Here is an 18803-nt window from a genome sequence, read left to right on the forward strand (position 1 = left end):
GGGGCGATCTTGCCAAAATCCCCAATCTGTTCCTCCCCCTGTCAGGGGGAGGTACTCCGATCTCTCCCCTAGTCCAGCGTCTGCCGGTAGCGCAGCATGGCGATGGCGGAAATGACCACGAGGATCACCAGGAGCGCCCAGAGTTCGCCGGCAATATCGCCCATGCCGCCGCCCTTGAGCATGACGGTGCGGACCACCCGCAGGAAATGCGTCGCCGGCACGACGCTGCCGAGGATCTGGGCCCAGCCCGGCATGGCGGCAAACGGGAACAGGAAGCCGGACAGCAGCACCGAGGGCAGGATAGTGAAGAGCGAGAGCTGCATGGCCTGCATCTGCGAACGGGCGGCAGCCGAGATGAGAAAGCCCAGCGCCAGGTTCACCACGATGAACAGGTTGAAGCCGACGAAGAAGGCCCACCACGATCCCTCGAACGGCACGCCGAACAGGGTCAGGCCGGCCAGCAGGAAGACCACGGTCTGCACATAGCCGACAAAGACATAGGGCAATATCTTGCCGAGCATCACTTCGAACGGCCGCACCGGGGTGGCGATCAGCATTTCCATCGTGCCGCGCTCGGTTTCCTTGACGATGGCCACGGCCGTCATCATGACCAGCGTCATCGACAGGATGATGGCCAAGAGGCCCGGCACGATATTGGTCGAGGTCCGGCCTTCGGGATTGTAGAGCTTGTGCACCGCCACGTCGAACGGGGGCGGCGAGGGCGCAAGCTGTGCCAATGGACCGGAAAATGTCTCCGCCATGGCCCGGGTGACAATGCCGCTCAGGGCACCGACGGCGCCACCTACCGCTGACGGGTCGGAGGCGTCGGCGGTAACCAGCAGCGTGGGGTTCAGTCCGCGCATGATGTCCCGTTCGAAATCCCGGGGGAATACCACCACGAAGGCCGCCGAGCTGTCGCGCAAGGCCTGTTCGCCACTATCAACGCCGGTCACGTCGCCCTGGATGTCGAAATATTCGGAAATCTGCATGCCCGAAATGATGGCGCGGACCAGCGGGCCGTTGTCACCAAGCTCGATCAGCGTCGGCATATGCCGCGCGTCGGAATTGATGATGAAGCCGAACAGCAGCAGTTGGACGATCGGCAGGCCGATCATCATGCCGAAGGTGACGCGGTCGCGGCGCATCTGGATGAATTCCTTGGCGAGAACTGCAAAGAAGCGCGCAAGGGAAAAGCTCATGCCGCGTCACGGGCGAAATTGTCGCGCGCTCCCGTCATCAGGTAGATGAAGGCCTCTTCAAGTTCCGAGGTCTTTTCGACCCATTCGTGGGTGCCGCGTTTGCGATAGCGCGCGACGACGCTGTCCAGTTTCGCTCTATCGGTGCCCGACACATGCAGCACCGCGCCAAACCGGGCCACCTGCTCGACCCCGTCTTCCTGGCGCAACGCGGCTTCGAGCGCCGAAATGTCCGGCCCCGAAACGCGGTAGGTCACCAGCCCGACCATGGCCGGAATCTCGGCGGAAGGCCCATCGATCAGCTTCCGGCCATAGGCGATATAGGTGATGAAATCGCACTGGACCGCCTCGTCCATATAGTGCGTCGAAACCAGCACCGTGACGCCTCTGGCCGACAGCCGGCGGATTTCGTCCCAGAAGTCGCGGCGCGCCTTGGGATCGACGCCGGCCGTGGGTTCGTCGAGCAGCAGCAGGTCGGGCTCGTGCAGCAGGCAGGCCGCCAGCGCCAGCCGCTGCTTCCAGCCGCCCGACAGCGAGCCGGCAAGCTGCTTCTGCCGGTCGGCCAGGCCCAGATCGGCCAGCGCCGCATCCACCCGCTGCCGCCGCCGGTCGAGCCGATACATGCGCGCGACGAAATCGAGATTTTCGCGAATGGAGAGGTCTTCATAATAGGAGAATTTCTGGGTCATGTAGCCGACCCGCTCCTTGATCTTGCCCGCCTCGCGCCGCACGTCGAAGCCGAGGCACGTGCCTTCGCCTTCGTCCGGCGTCAGCAGCCCGCAGATCATGCGGATCGTCGTGGTCTTGCCCGAACCATTGGGGCCGAGAAAGCCGTAGATCGCCCCGCGCGGCACCGCGATGTCGAAATGGTCGACCACCGTCTTGTCGCCGAACTTCTTGGTCAGTCCGCGTACGTCGATGACCTTGTCCCCGCTCACGGCAGCACCGTCACCGGCTGGCCGGGTTGCAGCGTGCCGCTGGCATCGAGCCTCGCCTTGGCCAGATAGACCAGCCGGCTGCGTTCCTCGCGCGAATAGATTACCGGCGGGGTGGTCTGCGGTTCGCTGGCAATGTGGATCACTTCTGCATCCATGCCCACGCAGCCGTCGCAGGTCACCGTCACCACCCCGCCCACCGTCAGTGCCGCACGCTCGGGTTCGGGCACGAAGAACCACGCCTCCAGCGGTCCTTCGGGTAATAGCGCCACCACCGGATTGCCCACGCCCGCTACTTCGCCGATGCGGAAGAACACCTTGTCGACCGTCCCGGCCACGGGCGCGGTCACCATACGGTCCGCCAGATCCTGCCGCGCCCGCGCGGCATCGGCCTGCGCCGCCTGCAGGTTGGCCTCGGCGGCTACCTGCTGGGCATTGCGTGCCGGCAATTCGGCGACGGCCAGTTGCGCCCGCAACTGGTCGGCTTGCGCCTGCACCGAGGCCAGAGCCGTGCGATCCTGTTCCACGCGCACGCTGGGCACGGTACCGGCCTCCAGCAGCTTCTCGCTGCGCGCCAGGTTGGATTGCGCCTGCGCCAGGTCAGCCTCGGCCTTGGCCAGCGAGGCGCGGATGACATCGAGTTCCTCGCTGCGGCCGCCGGTTTCGAGGTTTGCCAAAGTGGCCTGCGCCGCCGAAACCCGCGCCACGGCGGCATCGAGCAGGTTCTGCTGCTGGGTGGTGTCCAGCGTGAACAGCACATCGCCTGCCGCGACGCTCTGACCCTGCATGGCCGCCATAGTGTCGATCCGGCCGGCGCTGATCGGCGCCACATAGACATAGTCGGCCTCGAGATAGCCGCTATAGCCGGCCGGCCCGGCCTGCGGCGAGAAGATCGACAGGATCGCGGCCATGACGCCGGCCAGGAACTCGTTCATTGGCCGTTCTCCCGATTATGCGCCGAAATTCCGTGGAACAGGATGTCGAGGTGGTTGTCGATCAGCCGGTCCAGCGCCAGCCCGTCCTCGGGGCGGATGCCGAATACCTCGCTCAGCGCCACATGGGCGATGAGCGGCCCGACGATGGAGCGGACCGTCAATTCAGGATCGATCTGGCGCAGATGCCCCGAGGCCACGCCGCGCGCCACAAGCTGCGTCAGCACCGGAATGGCCAAGTCGAGCACGTCGCGCCGGTAGATGTCGGCAATGGCCGGAATATTCATGCCCTCGCGCAGAAACAGCCGGGGAATGGCCAGCTTGGCCGGATCGCTGAGCAATCCGGCAATGGCCTTGAGCAGCATGGTGATGGGCAGGCGCGGATCGCCCTCGAAAGCGGCAAGCTGGGGCAGGGCGCCCTTGGCCACCGGTGCGACGGCGCGCTGGATGATGCCCTCGATCAGCGCCACCTTGGACGGAAAGTAGAGGTAGACCGTGCCCTTGGACACGCCGGCCCGCCGGGCGATTTCCTCGACCCTGGCGCCCACAAAGCCCTGCTCGGTGAACACGGCCATCGCCGCATCCAGCACCTCATCCGGCCGCTCTTCGGCCCGTCGGCTGAATTTTTTCTCGCTTTTCATGACGGGCATTATAACTAACTGACTGGTCAGTTAGCAATAGGTGAGTGCTAACATACTGGTGTTGAGCAAGATTTTGCCGGACGGACGGAATTCCATAGGCAAGATATTGCCGTGAGGCGCACCGGGCAGGGCGTCACCAAGCGGCCTTCACTGCGCAAATGAGCCAGCAGCGCTGGGGAGTCGAGGTCACCGCACGGGCTGATGGCTGGCTTGGCATGACCTTTGCCATGTTCAACCTGCCAGCGCTTCGAGGAGAACGCAGCCTGGCGTTTAATTTTTGGAGGAGAGGATATGTTTTTAGCTATTTGTCGCCGCAACACGAAGCGGCTGGCCCGGCATACGGTGAGCGTGCTTGCGCTGGCCGGGGCGTTGCCGATGCTGGCAATGCCGGCTTCGAGTGCCTTTGCCCAGGACTACGCTGCGGCGCTCAAGACGATCGATGACGGTCTCATGGTTTCCGAGGAGACGGCAACGAACTGGTTTGAACAGAAAGCCAGTTGGGGGCCTACCTATACGGGTTCGGTCGCATGGACTTCCTTCATGGAGATGATCGAGGATCATCTCCGCGTCTATGGGGCGGTTGATATCGTCAAGAACCGCTTTCCGTTCGAGCGCTGGTATACCACCGAATATCCCGACACGTCCGGATGGTCGCTGGTATCGGATGGCCGCGACGTCAATGTCGCCTCCTATGCGACGCAATCCGGTTCCACCGGGCCGGATGGCGTCACCGCCGAGATGATCCTCTATGATCTCGGCCTTCCGGAAGATCAGTGGCCGGCCATCGCTGACCTGGCCGGAAAAATCGTGGTGTTCAAGCAGGCGCCCTATGTCGGCGATGGCGTGACGGGAAGCTATTCGGACTACGAGTATCGGACCAACAACGATACCTTTCTTGAGGCCTATGTTCCGGTCGACCCGACCTACGAGGGCGGCTACCGCAATCGCGACCAGTTCGGCGCGATGGGCAGGGTGATCACCGATGTTCTGGTGCCTTCGGAGGCACTCGCTCACGTCGTCGTTCTGGATGTGCCTCCAGGCGCGGCAGTGGCCGGCCGCCAGCATGGTACGCCTGATCGCTATGAGGTGCCCGGTCTGCTGCTCGATGCCAAGGCCGGAGCGGCAGTTGTCGAAGATGCCCGCGCCGGCAAAACGGCAACCCTCGTGCTTGACGGCTATGTCGAGGAAGATGCCACCGCCTATCAACTTGCGGCCGTTTTGCCCGGCCGCGACTATGGCACCTCCGACGACAAGGCGGTCTTCATGGGCACCCACACCGATGGCCCCGGTCTTATCCAGGATTCCGGAGCCCTGGGGATACTGGGCGTGCTCGAATATTATTCGAAGATACCGCAGGACGACCGTCCGATGAGCATCTTCTTCTATTTCGACACCCGCCATTTCACGCCGGGTGCGGAAGACAGCGCGCCCTATGATTATGTCGAAGATCACCTCGAAGAACTCGCCGAAACCATGGTCGGCGGGGTCCTGATGGAGCATATCGGCGGCACCCAGATGCGTGATGAGGGCGACGACTACGTGCCGACCGGCCAGGCCATGACCACCTACATCAACACCTTCGGCAACGACCTGCTGGTCGACGAGGCCATATCGGCCGTGGATGCCAGCGGTTTGGAGCGAGCCCAGGTGACCGTTGGCGAGCGCAACGGCGTCCTGGGGCGGCCGGGCGTCAATGGTGGCGTCCAGAACGACTGGAAGGGTAGCCACTTCGCCGTTTATCTGGACAAGATGGGTGGGCTTCCCTCCTGGCACATAACCGGCGATTGGCCGACCTCGGGCTATCAGGCATTGATGGACCTCGATCGCTTCAGCGAACCGGTTTTCCGCGACCAGGTCGAAACCGGCATTCTGCTGGTCGGCGAGCTGATGACCGGCGACGTTCTGGCCATGAACCCGGATTGGGGCGCCCTGCAGATACACGTGACGACCGGTGCCGAAGACAGCGACTTTGTCTCTGCTGACGCGGCCGAGGCAGGGCGTGCGGAACTGGGTGATCTGGCGACCGCCATTTTCGAGGCGGTGAAAGGCCGGGACTATGACGCTGCACGGGACGGACTGGCGCAACTCGCCACTCTCGCGAACGAGAAGCTGATGCCGGAAAAGGCCGGCACGGTCGCCGGGCTGATCGAGCAGGCAACGGCCCGGTTGCCATAAGCCTTACTGCAAATGGTGGCGGTACGATTTTCGTGCCGCCACAGCCCGATCCTGCGACGTGCCACGTCTTTTCTGGCCTATCCGCATTGCCCCCATGCCGCCAAACTTGTAGATCGGTCTTGGCGTGACCAGATAGCGTTTCTGTCACGTAAAGGGGGCCGACCAGCCATGACCGACCTCAAGCTCCTCGCGCTTGATACCGAAGACCTCGAAGTCATTTCCACCCATGTGCAGGATGCCGTGGTGCGCGTCGCCGACATGGGCTATGCGCGCGGCGACCGCCGCTTTGCCTTGCTGATGAACCGCTTCGATTGGGAATCGGGCAAGGGACGCCGCGACAAGGGTTTGCGCAAGCGCGCGGCCCTGCATTTCGATGCCGTGCAATCCGTCGTCACCAATGGCTTCGATCCTGCTGCGCCCGAAGGCGTGCTGGAATTGCTGGCCATCACCTTCAAGCCCATTGACGGCCCGGCCGGCATTATCGAGCTCAGCTTTGCCGGCGGTGGCACGGTGCGCCTGGGTGTCGAATGCCTCGAAGCCCGCCTCTCCGATCTCGGCGCTGCCTGGGCCGCCTCGGCCAAACCCGCCCATGCCCTCGACTAAGGATTATTGATGCCCATTCGCCTCGACAGCGCCGACGCCGATTTCGAGCGGCTTTTCCAGGACCTGCTGGACGGCAAGCGCGAGTCCAGCCAGGACGTGAACGACATCGTCGCCGGCATCATCGCCGACGTGCGGGCGCGGGGCGACGACGCCGTGGTGGAACTGACCAACAAGTTCGACCGCAACCATTTCACGGCGGCCGACCTGCGCATCAGCGAAGCCGAGATCGACAAGGCCGCCGCCCGCGTCACGTCGGAAGTGCGGGCCGCGCTGCAGACGGCGCATGACCGCATCAAGGCGCATCACGAAAAGCAGAAGCCGGAAGACCACATCTATACCGATCCGCTGGGGGTCACCCTGGGCACGCGCTGGACGCCGGTCGATGCCGTGGGCATCTACGTGCCCGGCGGTCTCGCCACCTATCCCTCCTCGGTGCTGATGAATGCCGTGCCGGCCCGCGTGGCCGGGGTCGAGCGCATCGCCATGGTGGTGCCGACGCCCGATGGGCAGATCGCTGCGCCGCTGCTGCTGGCCGCAAAGATATCAGGCGTCACCGAAATCTATCGCGTCGGCGGCGCGCAGGCCGTCGCGGCCCTGGCCTATGGCACTGCCACCATTGCGCCGGTCGACAAGGTGGTTGGCCCGGGCAATGCCTTCGTGGCATCAGCCAAGCGCCAGGTCTTCGGCAAGGTCGGTATCGACATGATCGCCGGCCCCTCCGAAGTGCTTGTTATCGCCGATGGCTCGGCCAATCCCGCCTGGGTTGCCGCCGACCTGATCGCCCAGGCCGAGCATGGGGCAGGCGCCCGCTCCATTCTGGTCACCACCGAAAAGGGGCTGGCCGACGCCGTCGCCGCCGAAGTCGAGCGCCAGATCAATGTGCTGCCCAATCCGGCCAATGCGCGCGAAGGCTGGGATGATTGCAGCGCCATCATCACCGTAAACTCGCTCAACGAAGCGGCCTTGCTGGCCAATCGCATCGCCTCCGAACATGTGGAACTGGCGCTCAACGACCCGCAGGCGCTGCTGCCGGCCATCCGCCATGCCGGCGCGATCTTCCTCGGCCACCATACGCCCGAGGCCATTGGCGACTATGTCGGCGGCTCCAACCACGTCCTGCCTACCGCCGGCACGGCGCGCTTTGCCTCTGGCCTCGGCGTGCTCGATTTCATGAAGCGCACCTCCATCCTGGGCTGCGATCCGACGACGCTGGCCGCGCTGAGCGAGGCGGCGGTCACCCTGGCCGAAGTCGAAGGCCTCGATGGCCATGGGCGGTCGGTATCGATAAGGCTCAACCATTGAGCATTTCGATGGAAAGCCAGGCGAAACCGTCCAATACCGATCGCCTGGTCACTGTCACGCTGGACCCCAATACCATCACCTCGATCAATCCCGACGAGGTGCATGAATGGCGCATTGCCATCTATGACCTGCTGGAGGACAATTCCTTCCGCCCGGCGCGCGTCACCGCCACCGGCCCCTTCGCGCTGCATATGTCGATCATCGGCAATTCCATCGTGCTCGATGTGCGCCATCCCGAGACCTTCCAGCCCATCGCCGCGCATTACCTGTCGCTGACCCCGTTCCGCCGGCTGATCCGCGACTATTTCCGCATCCGCGACGCCTATTACGAGGCCATCCGCTCGGCCCAGCCCTTCCAGATCGAAACCGTCGACATGGCCCGCCGCGGCATGCATAACGAGGCGGCCGAACTGCTGCGCACGCGGCTGACCAACAAGCTCATCATCGATCTCAATACGGCAAGGCGGCTGTTCACCCTCATCTGCGCGGTGCAGCCCTATGCCTCCAGAATCGACGAGGCGACGAGCGAATTGCCGTCTGTGCTTTTCGTCTGCTCGATGAATTCGGTGCGTTCGCCCATGGCTGCCGCCCTGGCGCGCCAGGCCTTTCCCGGCCGCATCATCGCCCGCTCGGTGGGCGTCAATGGCGGCAAGGCCGACCAGTTCGTGCATGAGGTGATGGAAGAGATCGGCATTGATATGAGCGTGCACACGCCCCATATCCTCGATGAACTCGTTGCCAACCACTTCGATCTGGTCATCACCCTGTCAGAGGATGCGCCCGATGCCGTGAGCCGCAAGGGCCTCGAGGCCGGCGCGGTCGAGCATTGGAAGACGGCCGATCCATCCCTGGTGGAGGGCAGTCGCGAGCTGGTGCTGTCAGCCTATCGTGAACTACGCGACAGCCTCAGCAAGCGCGTTCGCAGCCGTCTGGAGCCGCTCGTTTCCAGTGGTTCACAAATCCGTTGAATTGAAGTAGGTAAAGGCCACTTTCCGACCCGTGGCCGGCGAGCGATGCCCCTATGGGTCTTATCAGGAGATAGTATGGCGAAGGAAGAAGTGCTCGAATTTCCGGGCGTGGTGACTGAATTGCTTCCCAATGCGACGTTCCGCGTCAAATTGGAAAACGAACACGAAATCATTGCCCACACCGCTGGCCGCATGCGCAAGAACCGCATTCGCGTCCTGGCCGGCGACAAGGTCCTGTGCGAAATGACGCCCTACGACCTCACCAAGGGCCGTATCACCTATCGTTTCAAGTAAAGGCTGAGAGATGGCCAGTCGTCCGGACCTGATCCTGGCCTCCGCCTCGCCGCGCCGGCTGGCTCTGCTCAACCAGATCGGCATCGAGCCCGAGCACCTGGTGCCGGCCCATGTCGACGAAACGCCCGAAAAGGGCGAATTGCCGCGCAAGCTTGCCATCCGCCTCGCCGACCTCAAGGCATTGACCGCCCAGCACAAGGCCCGTTCCGCCGGCTTCGGCCAGGGCGCGCTGGTGCTTGCCGCCGATACGGTGGTTGCCGTCGGCCGCCGCATCCTGCCCAAGGCCGAGACCATGGAAGAGGCCACCGAGTGCCTCCGCCTGCTCTCGGGCCGCGCCCACCGCGTCTATACCGCACTGACAGTGCTGACCCCCTCGGGCAGCAAGCGCCAGCGCCTGGTCGAAACCCGCCTGCGCTTCAAGCGCCTCTCCACCCGCGAGATGGAAGCCTATCTGGCCAGCGCCGAATGGCGCAACGCCGTCTTTCCTCGCCCCCCACAATCCAATCCATCTTCAAAACGCCGCTTTCATTAACCCGCGATAGGCTCCGCTTCTGGGTTTGAGGCTTCGCGATGGTTCCTGGCGACACCGGACTGCTGTTGCGTCTCCAGACGGAAGTGCTGGAGGCGGTCGCCTGCGGGGAGCCATTGGTGGCGGTGGCCGATCTGCTATGCCGTCGCGCCGAGGCGCTGGCGCCCGGCGTCGTCTGCACCATCCTGTCGATCGACGGCGAAGGCCGGTTGCGCCCATTGGCGGCGCCCAGCCTGCCGCTGGCCTATTCCAGCGCCATCGATGGCCTGTCGATCGGCCCGCAAAGCGGCTCCTGCGGGGCGGCGGCTTTTCACAACGAGCCGGTCATCGTCACCGATATCGGAAGCGACCCGCTCTGGAATGATTATCGCGGCCTGGTCGAACCGCTTGGCCTGCGCGCCTGCTGGTCCAGCCCCATAAGCGACCATGACGGGCGGGTGGTCGCCACGTTCGCCTTCTACTACCGCACCTGTCGCGGCCCCGATGCGCTGGAGCGCAGCATCGTGCAGACCTGCGTGCATCTCTGCGCCATCGCCATCGCGCATGAACAGGTGCGCCAGCGCAATCATCGCCTGGCCTATTTCGATGCGCTGACCGGCCTGCCCAATCGCGGCCATTTCAACGAATTGCTCGATCGCTCCATCGGCATGGCCGAGCCCTTCGGCCTGCTGCTGGTCGATATCGACCATCTCAAGCTGGTCAATGACACGGTGGGCCATGTCTTCGGTGACAGGCTGATCAGCGCCGTGGCGGCGCGCATCGCCGATTGCCACCCCTCGCTCACCGCCTGCCGCCTCGGCGGCGACGAATTCGCCGTGCTGGTGGCCGATTGCCATGACGATGCCGCCCTGCAGGATGCCGCCAGCCGCATGCTCGCGGCGGTGCGTGGCCTGGTCCAGGTCGGCGACCAGACCATCGATCCGCATATCACCATTGGCGGCGCCCTGTTCGGCCCCGATGGCGCCGATGGCCCCGCGCTCAGCCAGAATGCCGATTTCGCGCTCTACCATGCCAAGGAAACAAGGCGCGGCGGCTATGTCCGCTTCACGCCCGGCCTGCGCACCTCCATGCTGGAGCGCGCCACCATGGTGCGATCAGTCGATTCCGCTTTGGCCGAAAGGCGCATGATCGTCCACTACCAGCCCATCGTCCGGCTCGATACGGCCGAGATTGTCGGGCTGGAAGCCCTGGCGCGCATGCGCATGCCCGACGGGCGCATCGCCGCAGCCGGCGAATTCCATGCCGCCATGGCCGATCCGCGCATCGCCTGGCAGTTGACCGGCCAGATGCTGACCCAGATCGCCGCGGATATCCGCCACTGGCTCGATCTCGGCCTGGTCTTTCAGCATGTCGGCGTCAACGTCACGACTGGCGATTTCCAGCGCGGCGACCTCGAAACCCGCATCGTCGAGACCTTCGAACGGGCGGGCGTCGACCTCAAGCATATCGTGCTCGAGGTCAATGAAGCTGTCTATGTCGGCGGCAATGACCAGATGGTGCCGCATGCCGTCAGCGCCCTGCGCCAGCGGGGCCTCTTGGTCGCGCTCGACGATTTCGGCACCGGCTTCGCCTCGCTCACCCACCTGCTGAGCTTTCCCGTCGATATCATCAAGATCGACCGCTCCTTCGTGGCCCGCCTCGGCAGCGACCGCGCCAGCGATGTCGTGGTCGGCTCCATCATCGACATCGCCCGCAAGCTCGACATGAAGCTGGTGGCCGAGGGCATCGAAACGCCGGAACAGGCGCGCATCCTCAGCGAGCTCGGCTGCGTCATGGGGCAGGGCTATCTCTATGCCCGTCCCACCTCGCGGGACGATACCACCCGCCTGCTGTCGCTCTTCGCCCAGAAACTCGACGCTGCCGGCACCCGCCGCTCCGCCTGAGCGCCGTTGCATTTGTTCGCCCTCTGGCGCAAGCTGGTGGTGAAGTATCCGACTGGACCAAAGTCGCATGGCGCCTGCGCCGCGTGACAGGACGGTGACAGGGACGCCGCCTATTCTCCCCGTCACGAACGCAATGACGTTCTGGATATGACATGGGAGGACTTATGAACAAGCTGCTCTTGGCCGCGCTGATCTCTGGCGCAATGGCCGTTCCCGCTTTCGCCGCCGATTACACCATCATGGCCCCCGCTGCCCCTGGCGGCGGTTGGGACAGCACCGCCCGCACCATGCAGATGGTGCTGCAGGAAGAAGGCATCTCGGGCAATGTCCAGGTGACCAACGTGCCCGGCGCCGGCGGCGCCATCGGCCTCGCCCAGTTCATCAACCAGGGCAATGGCGATCCGAGCCAGCTCATGGTCAGCGGCTATGTGATGGTCGGTGCCCTGCTGACGGCGGCTTCGCCGGTCACCCTGGCCGACACGACCCCGATCGCCCGTCTTACCGGTGAATCGGTGGCCATCGTGGTTCCGACCAGTTCATCCATCCAGTCGATGGACGATCTCGTCGCCCAGCTCAAGGCTGATCCGGGCGCGGTGGCCTGGGCCGGCGGTTCGGCCGGCGGCGCGGACCACATCACGGCGGGCCTTATCGCCCAGGCTTCGGGTGTCGACCCGACCCTGGTCAACTACATCGCCTATTCGGGCGGTGGTGAAGCCCTTGCCGCCATTCTCGGTGGCCAGGTGACCGTCGGCCTCTCCGGCTACAGCGAATTCGCCAGCCAGATCGCCGCGGGCGAACTGCGCCTGCTCGCCATTTCCGGCGAAAACCGCCTCGACGGCGTCGATGCCCCCACCCTCAAGGAAGCCGGTGTCGATGTGGCGCTGGAAAACTGGCGCATGGTCACCGCCGCGCCGGGAATTACCGATGAGCAGAAGGCCGCCATCGCCGCCGATATCGAGGCGATGGTGAATTCGGATAGCTGGCAGGCTGCCCTGACCGAGCGCGGCTGGGTCAATACCTACCTCGCCGGCGACGCCTTCGACGCCCAGCTTGCCGCTGACACCGAAGCAACGGCCACCATTCTTAAGGCCATTGGCCTGGTGCAATGAGCGGAGCCAATCCGAAAATGACGCGCCGCCCCGACGGGGCGGCGCTTGTCATAGCCGGGATCCTGGCCGCCATCGCGGTCGTGATCATCTGGCAAACCATGAACATGCCCGTTGCGGCTCTATACGCGCGGGTTGGCCCCACGACTTTCCCCTATGTCATCGCGGGCGGCCTGTTGCTGCTGTCCGCCGGTACCGTGGTTTCGGCATTGCGCGGCAGCTTTCCGGCACGCGCCAACGACAATTACATCCCCATAATGTGGATCGTCGGTGGCCTCGTTGGCCAGATGCTGCTGCTGTCGAGTGCGGGCTTCTCCATCGCCACGGGTGTGCTTTTCGCCTTCACCGCCAAGGGTTTTGGCCGCGGTCCCCTGTGGAAGACCATTCCCATGGGCGCGCTTTTCGCCTTCATCGTCTGGTTCGCCTTCGCCAAGGGCCTGCAGCTCTCGCTGCCGTCAGGTCCCCCTCGAACGCCTTATTCCCTGATCGGAAGTCGCAGATGGATACTTTCGGACTTCTCGCCCAGGGCCTCGTCGCCGCGCTCCAGTGGCAGAACCTCATTTATGCGCTGATCGGCGTGACCCTGGGCACCGCCGTCGGCGTGCTGCCCGGCATCGGCCCGGCGCTGACCGTGGCCCTGCTGCTGCCGGTCACCTACAAGCTCGATCCGGCCGGCTCGCTCATCATGTTCGCCGGCATCTATTACGGCGGCATGTATGGCGGCTCGACCACCTCGATCCTGCTCAATACGCCCGGTGAATCGGCCTCCATCGTCACTGCGCTCGAGGGCAACAAGATGGCCCGCAAGGGCAGGGGCGGTCCCGCCCTCGCCACTGCCGCCATCGGCTCCTTCGTCGCCGGCCTCATCGCCACCTTGGCCTTGGCCTTCGTCGCCCCCTGGGTGGTCAAATTTGCGCTGGCCTTCGGCCCGGCCGAATATTTCGCGCTCATGGTACTGGCCTTCATCACCGTTTCGGCAGCGTTCGGCGACTCTGCCCTGCGCGGCCTCACCGCTTTGTTCATCGGCCTCGGCCTGGGCATTATCGGCATCGACCTGCAGACCGGCCAGGCCCGCCTTTCCTTCGGCATTCCCGACCTGCTCGACGGCATCGAGGTGACGACGCTGGCCGTGGCGCTCTTCGCCATCGGGGAAACCCTCAAGATGGCCGCCGACCGCACGGCGAAGGACGACGAAGTCATCGCCGTCAAAGGCTCGGTCTGGATGACCAAAGAAGATTGGAAGCGCAGTTGGCTGCCCTGGCTGCGCGGTACCGCGGTGGGCTTTCCCATCGGCGCCATGCCGGCCGGCGGCGCCGACGTCGCCAGCTTCCTCAGCTACAGCACCGAAAAGACCTTCGCCAAGAATCCCGAAGAGTTCGGCCATGGCGCCATCGAAGGCGTCGCCGGCCCGGAAGCGGCCAATAACGCCTCGGCCGCCGGTACTTTGGTGCCGCTGCTGACGCTGGGCCTGCCCACCACGGCCACGGCGGCCATCATGCTGGCCGGTTTCCAGCAGTTCGGCCTCCAGCCCGGCCCGCTGCTCTTCGTCAACAATGCGTCGCTGGTCTGGGCGCTCATCGCCAGCCTGCTCGTCGCCAACCTGATGCTGATCGTGCTCAACCTGCCGCTGATCGGGCTGTGGGTGAAGCTGCTGACCATTCCCAAGCCATGGCTCTATGGCGGCATTCTGGTCTTCGCCACCCTGGGAACGCTCGGGGCCAATGGCGCCATGTCGGGCCATCTGGGGCCGATCAGCTTCTCGTTCGAGCTGATGCTGCTGCTGGCCTTCGGCATATTGGGCTACCTGCTGCGCCGTTTCGACTATCCCATCGCGCCTGTTGTCGTCGGGCTCATTCTCGGCCCCATGGCCGAGCAGCAATTGCGCCGGGCGCTGGCCATCAGCCAGGGCGATCCCATCGTGCTCTTCCACTCGCCCATCGCCATCACGCTCTATGTGCTGGCGGCCGCCGCCGTGCTGGTTCCGCTCTGGTTCCGGCTCCGGGGCAGGGGAGACGTGCTGAGCCAACTGGCCAGCGACGAGGACTAGCCGCCGATATCTGTGGACGCAGACAGGCAAAAGCCCGGATACCCATTCAAGGGCATCCGGGCTTTCTCACATTCGATCGACCACTCGGCGCAGCGCGGAGGGAGGAGCGATTCGCCAGGGAGACTTCTTAGAGCTTGCCGATCGAACGGAAAGCGTCGGGATCGATCCCCAGGGTCTTGAGATGCTTGGCCTTGGGCATCCGCCCGGCCTCGACCGCATTCGAGACGGCAGCGGCGCTGCCGAACACGTCAACGACGTTACCAAGGGTCGCAAAAAAACTCTTGCGTGGGTTGCTCATTTTGCCAGTTCCTCTCAAGACCGGGCCGAATTGCCGGGTCGCTTTCATGAATTGACAAATGGGCTCTCCTTGCCGTTTCCGCTAGGCCACAAAGGTCAAGTCAGCCATGCGTTTCATGCAATTAAGAGGCAGGTAAGTATGAAATGGCGCAGAATATGGCTGAATCGCTGAGACGAAGGTCTCATTCATGCAATTGGTGCATGGCTGTCATGGCTTGGATACCCCCTCCACCCCCGCGACCGGCAAACATAGTGCCACAAGCTCGATCTGTTCCTCCCCCTGTCAGGGGGAGGCTAGGAGGGGGTATCCGCCAAAGACTCCTCCTGCCGCCCCTCACGGCTTCGGCGAAACGATCTCGCCCCAGCTATCGAGAAACCGCTTCCGCCGCTGCTGGTCCAGCGACACCATCAGCGCCGGCCCCAGCGGAATGGGCTGGATCACCCCGCGGCCGCGCGCCGCAATGGCCTCGCTGGTCCATTCGCCGTTGGCGCCCGCCACCACCGAGCCCAAAGCCGTCTGTCCCGCCGCCACGGCCTGTCCGGCCGGCGACAATGCGAAGTCCACGAAGGCGCGGCCGAGGTCGGGGTAGGGCGCGTCGCGCGGGATCAGCATGGCGCGCGTCAGCACAAGCACATAATCGTCAGGCACCACGATTTCGATATTGGCGCCGCCAGCCTTGCGCGCAAAGGCGTAGGAGCCCAGCACATTATAGCCCAGTGCCAGCGACCCGTCGGCCACGCCGTTGAGAATGGCCGGGCTCGACCCCGAAAACACCGCGCCCACCCGCCCGAATGCCGCCGCCAGCCGCCAGAAATTGGATGAGATCACCTGGTCCTGCGCGGCCAGCAGATAGCCCACGCCGGAAAGCGCGATGTCATAGGTGGCAATCGCCCCGCGAAACCGCTCGGTCTGCGTCTCCAGCATTTCCGCCAGCGTCAGATGTGTGCGCGGCACTTCGGCGGCGCTGATCCGGTCGGGATTGTAGATGATGACGGCCGGCTCGAAAGTGAAACCGAATACCTCGTTGCGCCAATGCGCCCATTCCGGCAGGTCGCCGAGAAACGGGCTGTCATAGGCCATAGCATGCCCGTCATTGGCCAGCTTGATCATCAGGTCCGACGCAGAGCTGATCAGCAGGTCGGGCTTGGGCGCCATGTCGCCGGCCAGGTACCGCTCATAGAGCGGCAGTGAATCGGTTTCTTCATAGGCGACGGTCACATCCGGCCGGATGGCCTGGAAACCGGCGATGAAATGGGCAAAGAGCGGCGTATCCGTCACGCCGACAATGGTCAGCACCGTGTCGCTGCTGCCATCGGGCGCGGGATAGCGGGTGGATGCCGCCTCCGCCCCGCGCGGGTCGATCAGCAGCAGGCACAGCACCAGCGCCGAAAGACTTCCCAGCGCCCGCCGCATCTGCTCCACCTTGGGGTTCCGCCCCACCAGCGGTAGGTCGATCTCCACCACCAGGCCGCCGCCCGCCCGATCCTCCAGCCGCAGCGCCCCGCGATGCGCCTCCACCACGCGGCGGACGATGGAGAGCCCCAGCCCCGAGCCGGCCCGTGCGCCGCTCGCCGCGCCGCGCTTGAAGCGTTCCAGCACCAGCGGCTTTTCCGCCTCTTCAATGCCCGGCCCGCGGTCGCGCACTGCCATGGTCATCATGCCCTCGCCCATGCTGCCGCCGATCTCCACCTTGCCGTCCGAATAGACCAGCGCATTGTCCACCACATTGCGCACCATTTCGCGCAAGGCCACCCGGTCGCCACGGATTGGCGCCGCCGCCACCGCCTCGGGCAGGGTCACCTCCAGCCGCCCCGCCTGGTCCGGGTCCAGCCGCTGCCGCACATCCTCCACCACGGTGCCGAACGCCGTCGTATCCGTCTCCTGGTTTTCCAGCCGGTGCGAAATCGTCGCTTCCATCAGCAATTGCGATACGAGCTGGCTCGCCTGCACCGCCCCCTGATGGATGCGCCCCACCCGCGCCCGCAGCGCTTCGGGGTCCTGCTCATCCATTGCCACCTCGGCCTGTGCCCGCAGCGAAGCCAGCGGAGTGCGCACCTCATGCGCCGCCTCGGCCACCAGTCCCGTCACCCGCTCCATGGCGCTGCCCAGCCGCGCCATGAAGGCGTTGAGGCCGCTCACCAGATGGCTCACCTCCACCGGCACCGGCACATCCACGGGCGAGAGGTCATCCGGCGCCCGCCCGCGCAATTCCTGCTCGAGCTGGTAGAGCGGCGCGAACATGCGCCCGATGCCGAACCACACCAGCGCGATGGCCAGCAGCGTCAGCGCCACGACAGGCACGATGGCATTGGAGAGAATTTCCCAGGCCAGCGCCTCGCGCTCGCTCTGCGTCTCGGCCACATGGATGGTCACCCAGTCGGCGTCGCCCCCCGACGAGGTCAGCCGCCCCACGCTCGCCACCCGCACCAGCTCGCCGCGATAGGTCGTATCGGCGAAGACCGGTCCGGCCGAGGTCATTTCCGGCAGTTCGGCGGAAAGGTCCGCATAACCCGTTACCGCCCGGCCGGTGGGGTCTTCCACGGCATAGAACACCCGGTCCCGCCCCGAAAACATGCCGAACGAGGCAAAGGGTAGTTCGACGATGACGGTATCGTCCTCCACCTGCACGGCGCCGGCGATGGTCAGCGCCGACGCTGCGAGCAGCCGGTCGAACGCCCGATCCGCCGCGCGCTCGGCATAGTCGCGGATGAACACGATCAGCACCACCGCGGCGCCCAGCAACAGCGCCAGCGCCAGCGCCACGATGCGGCGGCGGATGGAGAAGGATTTGGCGGGCTGGGCAATGTTGGTCATGCGGGAGAGGCCGGCCTGGTTTTAGCCACAACGTCATTCCCGCGCAGGCGGGAATCCATTCTTCTTTCACCTGCAGTACCAAGAGTGGATTCCCGCCTGCGCGGGAATGACATGGTGGACATCACAGACTGGTGTCTACCCATGCGGCGCCCGCACCACATAGCCGACGCCGCGCACCGTGCCGATCTCGATATTGGCCGCTTCCAGCTTCTTGCGCAGCCGCGAGATATGCAGCTCCAGCGCATTGACCGACACCGCCTCGTCGAAATTGAAGAGCTGGTTCATCAGCCGCTCCTTGGGCACCACCTTGCCGGCATTGGTAACGAGGATTTCCAGCAGCCGGAATTCCCGCCGCCCCAGCTCCAGCGACCGCCCCTCGACGCTGGCATTGAGCCCCGCCAGGTCCATTTCGAGATTGCCCACGCCCAGCGTGCTCGTCGTCTGCCCGCCCGTCCGGCGGATCAGCGCCCGCAACCGCGCCTCCAGCTCGCGCAGGTCGAACGGCTTGACCAGATAATCATCCGCCCCGAGATCGAGCAGGCTGACCTTGTCGTCGATTTCCGACCGCGCCGTAATCACCAGGATCGGCGCATTGAACTTGTGCCGCCGCAGTTCGGCGATCAGCCCTATGCCGTCGCGATTGGGCAGCATCAGGTCGAGCGCCACCGCGTCGAATTCGTCGCCCTCGGCGGCGGATACCACGTCATTGCCGTCCTTGACCCATTCCACGGAATGGCCGGCGCTGCGCAGGCGTTTCTCGATTGCCTCGCCCAGGTCTTCATTGTCTTCAACAAGCAGGATTCGCATCGGCGCCGGTCTTCCCCCCGGGCGCACAGTAATGGCTAAGAGCGGCCCTGTCTAAAGCAGAGTGGTCATCATCGTCGCGGCCACCGCCACGATGCCGAAGGCCGCGATCCCCGCCGCCATCAGCATCACCTGCGCGCGCTGCATATAGCCCGTCGCACGCGCCTGCTGCCGCGCGGCCGCCAGCATGCTTTCCGCCTCGTCGCTGTCGATATGAACCATTTGTTTCACCCCTCAGCCGCCGGTCGACCCGACCGGATATGCGCCTTGGGCAGC

Annotated in this window: 17 protein-coding genes and 1 pseudogene; 10 read left to right on the top strand and 8 right to left on the bottom strand. The window is 64.7% G+C overall.

Annotation, left to right across the window (positions count from 1 at the left end; genetic code table 11):
* Positions 1-68: 68 nt before the first annotated feature.
* Genes NVV79_RS03460 through NVV79_RS03475 form a run of 4 tightly spaced genes read right to left on the bottom strand, consistent with a single transcriptional unit; the run spans position 69 to position 3704 of the window.
* Entirely contained in the window at positions 69-1199 is a 1131-nt protein-coding gene (locus NVV79_RS03460; RefSeq protein WP_303986256.1) for an ABC transporter permease, read from the bottom strand.
* A complete protein-coding gene (locus tag NVV79_RS03465; RefSeq protein ID WP_303986258.1) occupies positions 1196-2134 on the bottom strand; it encodes an ABC transporter ATP-binding protein in 939 nt (312 codons plus the stop codon). The genes NVV79_RS03460 and NVV79_RS03465 overlap by 4 nt, the downstream gene beginning before the upstream one ends.
* Positions 2131-3066: an HlyD family secretion protein gene (locus tag NVV79_RS03470; protein ID WP_303986260.1), complete on the bottom strand. Its 936-nt coding sequence runs from the start codon at positions 3064-3066 to the stop codon at positions 2131-2133. The genes NVV79_RS03465 and NVV79_RS03470 overlap by 4 nt, the downstream gene beginning before the upstream one ends.
* The gene (locus tag NVV79_RS03475; protein ID WP_303986261.1) at positions 3063-3704 is read right to left on the bottom strand and encodes a TetR/AcrR family transcriptional regulator; all 642 of its coding nucleotides are present in this window, start codon (positions 3702-3704) and stop codon (positions 3063-3065) included. The genes NVV79_RS03470 and NVV79_RS03475 overlap by 4 nt, the downstream gene beginning before the upstream one ends.
* A gap of 291 nt (positions 3705-3995) precedes the next feature.
* Between NVV79_RS03475 and NVV79_RS03480 the strand changes: the two genes are divergently transcribed.
* The 10 genes and pseudogenes from NVV79_RS03480 to NVV79_RS03530 all read left to right on the top strand — a co-directional run bounded on the left by NVV79_RS03480 (position 3996) and on the right by NVV79_RS03530 (position 14611).
* Positions 3996-5879: a hypothetical protein gene (locus NVV79_RS03480; RefSeq protein ID WP_303986284.1), complete on the top strand. Its 1884-nt coding sequence runs from the start codon at positions 3996-3998 to the stop codon at positions 5877-5879.
* Positions 5880-6047: 168 nt separating this feature from the next.
* Positions 6048-6482: a DUF2948 family protein gene (locus tag NVV79_RS03485; protein WP_303986286.1), complete on the top strand. Its 435-nt coding sequence runs from the start codon at positions 6048-6050 to the stop codon at positions 6480-6482.
* Positions 6483-6491: 9 nt separating this feature from the next.
* Positions 6492-7784, top strand: coding sequence for a histidinol dehydrogenase (gene hisD, locus NVV79_RS03490; protein ID WP_303986287.1), 1293 nt, complete (start codon positions 6492-6494; stop codon positions 7782-7784).
* An 8-nt stretch (positions 7785-7792) separates the two neighbouring features.
* Positions 7793-8752 (top strand): UPF0262 family protein, encoded by a 960-nt coding sequence (locus tag NVV79_RS22510; RefSeq protein WP_369684696.1) that lies wholly within the window; start codon positions 7793-7795, stop codon positions 8750-8752.
* A gap of 75 nt (positions 8753-8827) precedes the next feature.
* Positions 8828-9046 carry a translation initiation factor IF-1 gene (infA, locus tag NVV79_RS03505; RefSeq protein WP_035082742.1) on the top strand — a complete coding sequence of 73 codons (219 nt, stop codon included), beginning with the start codon at positions 8828-8830 and terminating at the stop codon, positions 9044-9046.
* A 10-nt stretch (positions 9047-9056) separates the two neighbouring features.
* Positions 9057-9578, top strand: coding sequence for a Maf family protein (locus NVV79_RS03510; RefSeq protein ID WP_303986310.1), 522 nt, complete (start codon positions 9057-9059; stop codon positions 9576-9578).
* Between the two features lie 38 nt (positions 9579-9616).
* Positions 9617-11458, top strand: a complete 1842-nt coding sequence (locus NVV79_RS03515; protein WP_303986312.1) for a bifunctional diguanylate cyclase/phosphodiesterase — start codon at positions 9617-9619, stop codon at positions 11456-11458.
* 164 nt (positions 11459-11622) lie between these two features.
* On the top strand, positions 11623-12567 hold the full coding sequence (locus NVV79_RS03520) for a tripartite tricarboxylate transporter substrate binding protein (RefSeq protein ID WP_303986314.1): 945 nt from the start codon (positions 11623-11625) through the stop codon (positions 12565-12567).
* Positions 12564-13028, top strand: a pseudogene (locus NVV79_RS03525) (tripartite tricarboxylate transporter TctB family protein); the annotation flags it as partial. The gene NVV79_RS03520 and the pseudogene NVV79_RS03525, both read left to right, overlap by 4 nt.
* 35 nt (positions 13029-13063) lie before the next feature.
* The gene (locus NVV79_RS03530) at positions 13064-14611 is read left to right on the top strand and encodes a tripartite tricarboxylate transporter permease (protein ID WP_303986316.1); all 1548 of its coding nucleotides are present in this window, start codon (positions 13064-13066) and stop codon (positions 14609-14611) included.
* Between the two features lie 127 nt (positions 14612-14738).
* Here the strand turns inward: NVV79_RS03530 and NVV79_RS03535 are convergent, their stop codons facing one another.
* The 4 genes from NVV79_RS03535 to NVV79_RS03550 all read right to left on the bottom strand — a co-directional run bounded on the left by NVV79_RS03535 (position 14739) and on the right by NVV79_RS03550 (position 18749).
* The gene (locus NVV79_RS03535) at positions 14739-14909 is read right to left on the bottom strand and encodes a hypothetical protein (protein WP_303986317.1); all 171 of its coding nucleotides are present in this window, start codon (positions 14907-14909) and stop codon (positions 14739-14741) included.
* 333 nt (positions 14910-15242) lie between these two features.
* The gene (locus tag NVV79_RS03540) at positions 15243-17723 is read right to left on the bottom strand and encodes an extracellular solute-binding protein (RefSeq protein ID WP_303986319.1); all 2481 of its coding nucleotides are present in this window, start codon (positions 17721-17723) and stop codon (positions 15243-15245) included.
* A 135-nt stretch (positions 17724-17858) separates the two neighbouring features.
* Positions 17859-18530 carry a response regulator transcription factor gene (locus NVV79_RS03545; protein ID WP_303986321.1) on the bottom strand — a complete coding sequence of 224 codons (672 nt, stop codon included), beginning with the start codon at positions 18528-18530 and terminating at the stop codon, positions 17859-17861.
* A 51-nt stretch (positions 18531-18581) separates the two neighbouring features.
* Positions 18582-18749, bottom strand: a complete 168-nt coding sequence (locus tag NVV79_RS03550) for a hypothetical protein (protein WP_303986323.1) — start codon at positions 18747-18749, stop codon at positions 18582-18584.
* Positions 18750-18803: the final 54 nt, after the last annotated feature.

This window comes from Devosia ginsengisoli (assembly GCF_024707105.1).
Classification (GTDB): Bacteria; Pseudomonadota; Alphaproteobacteria; order Rhizobiales; family Devosiaceae; genus Devosia; species Devosia ginsengisoli_A.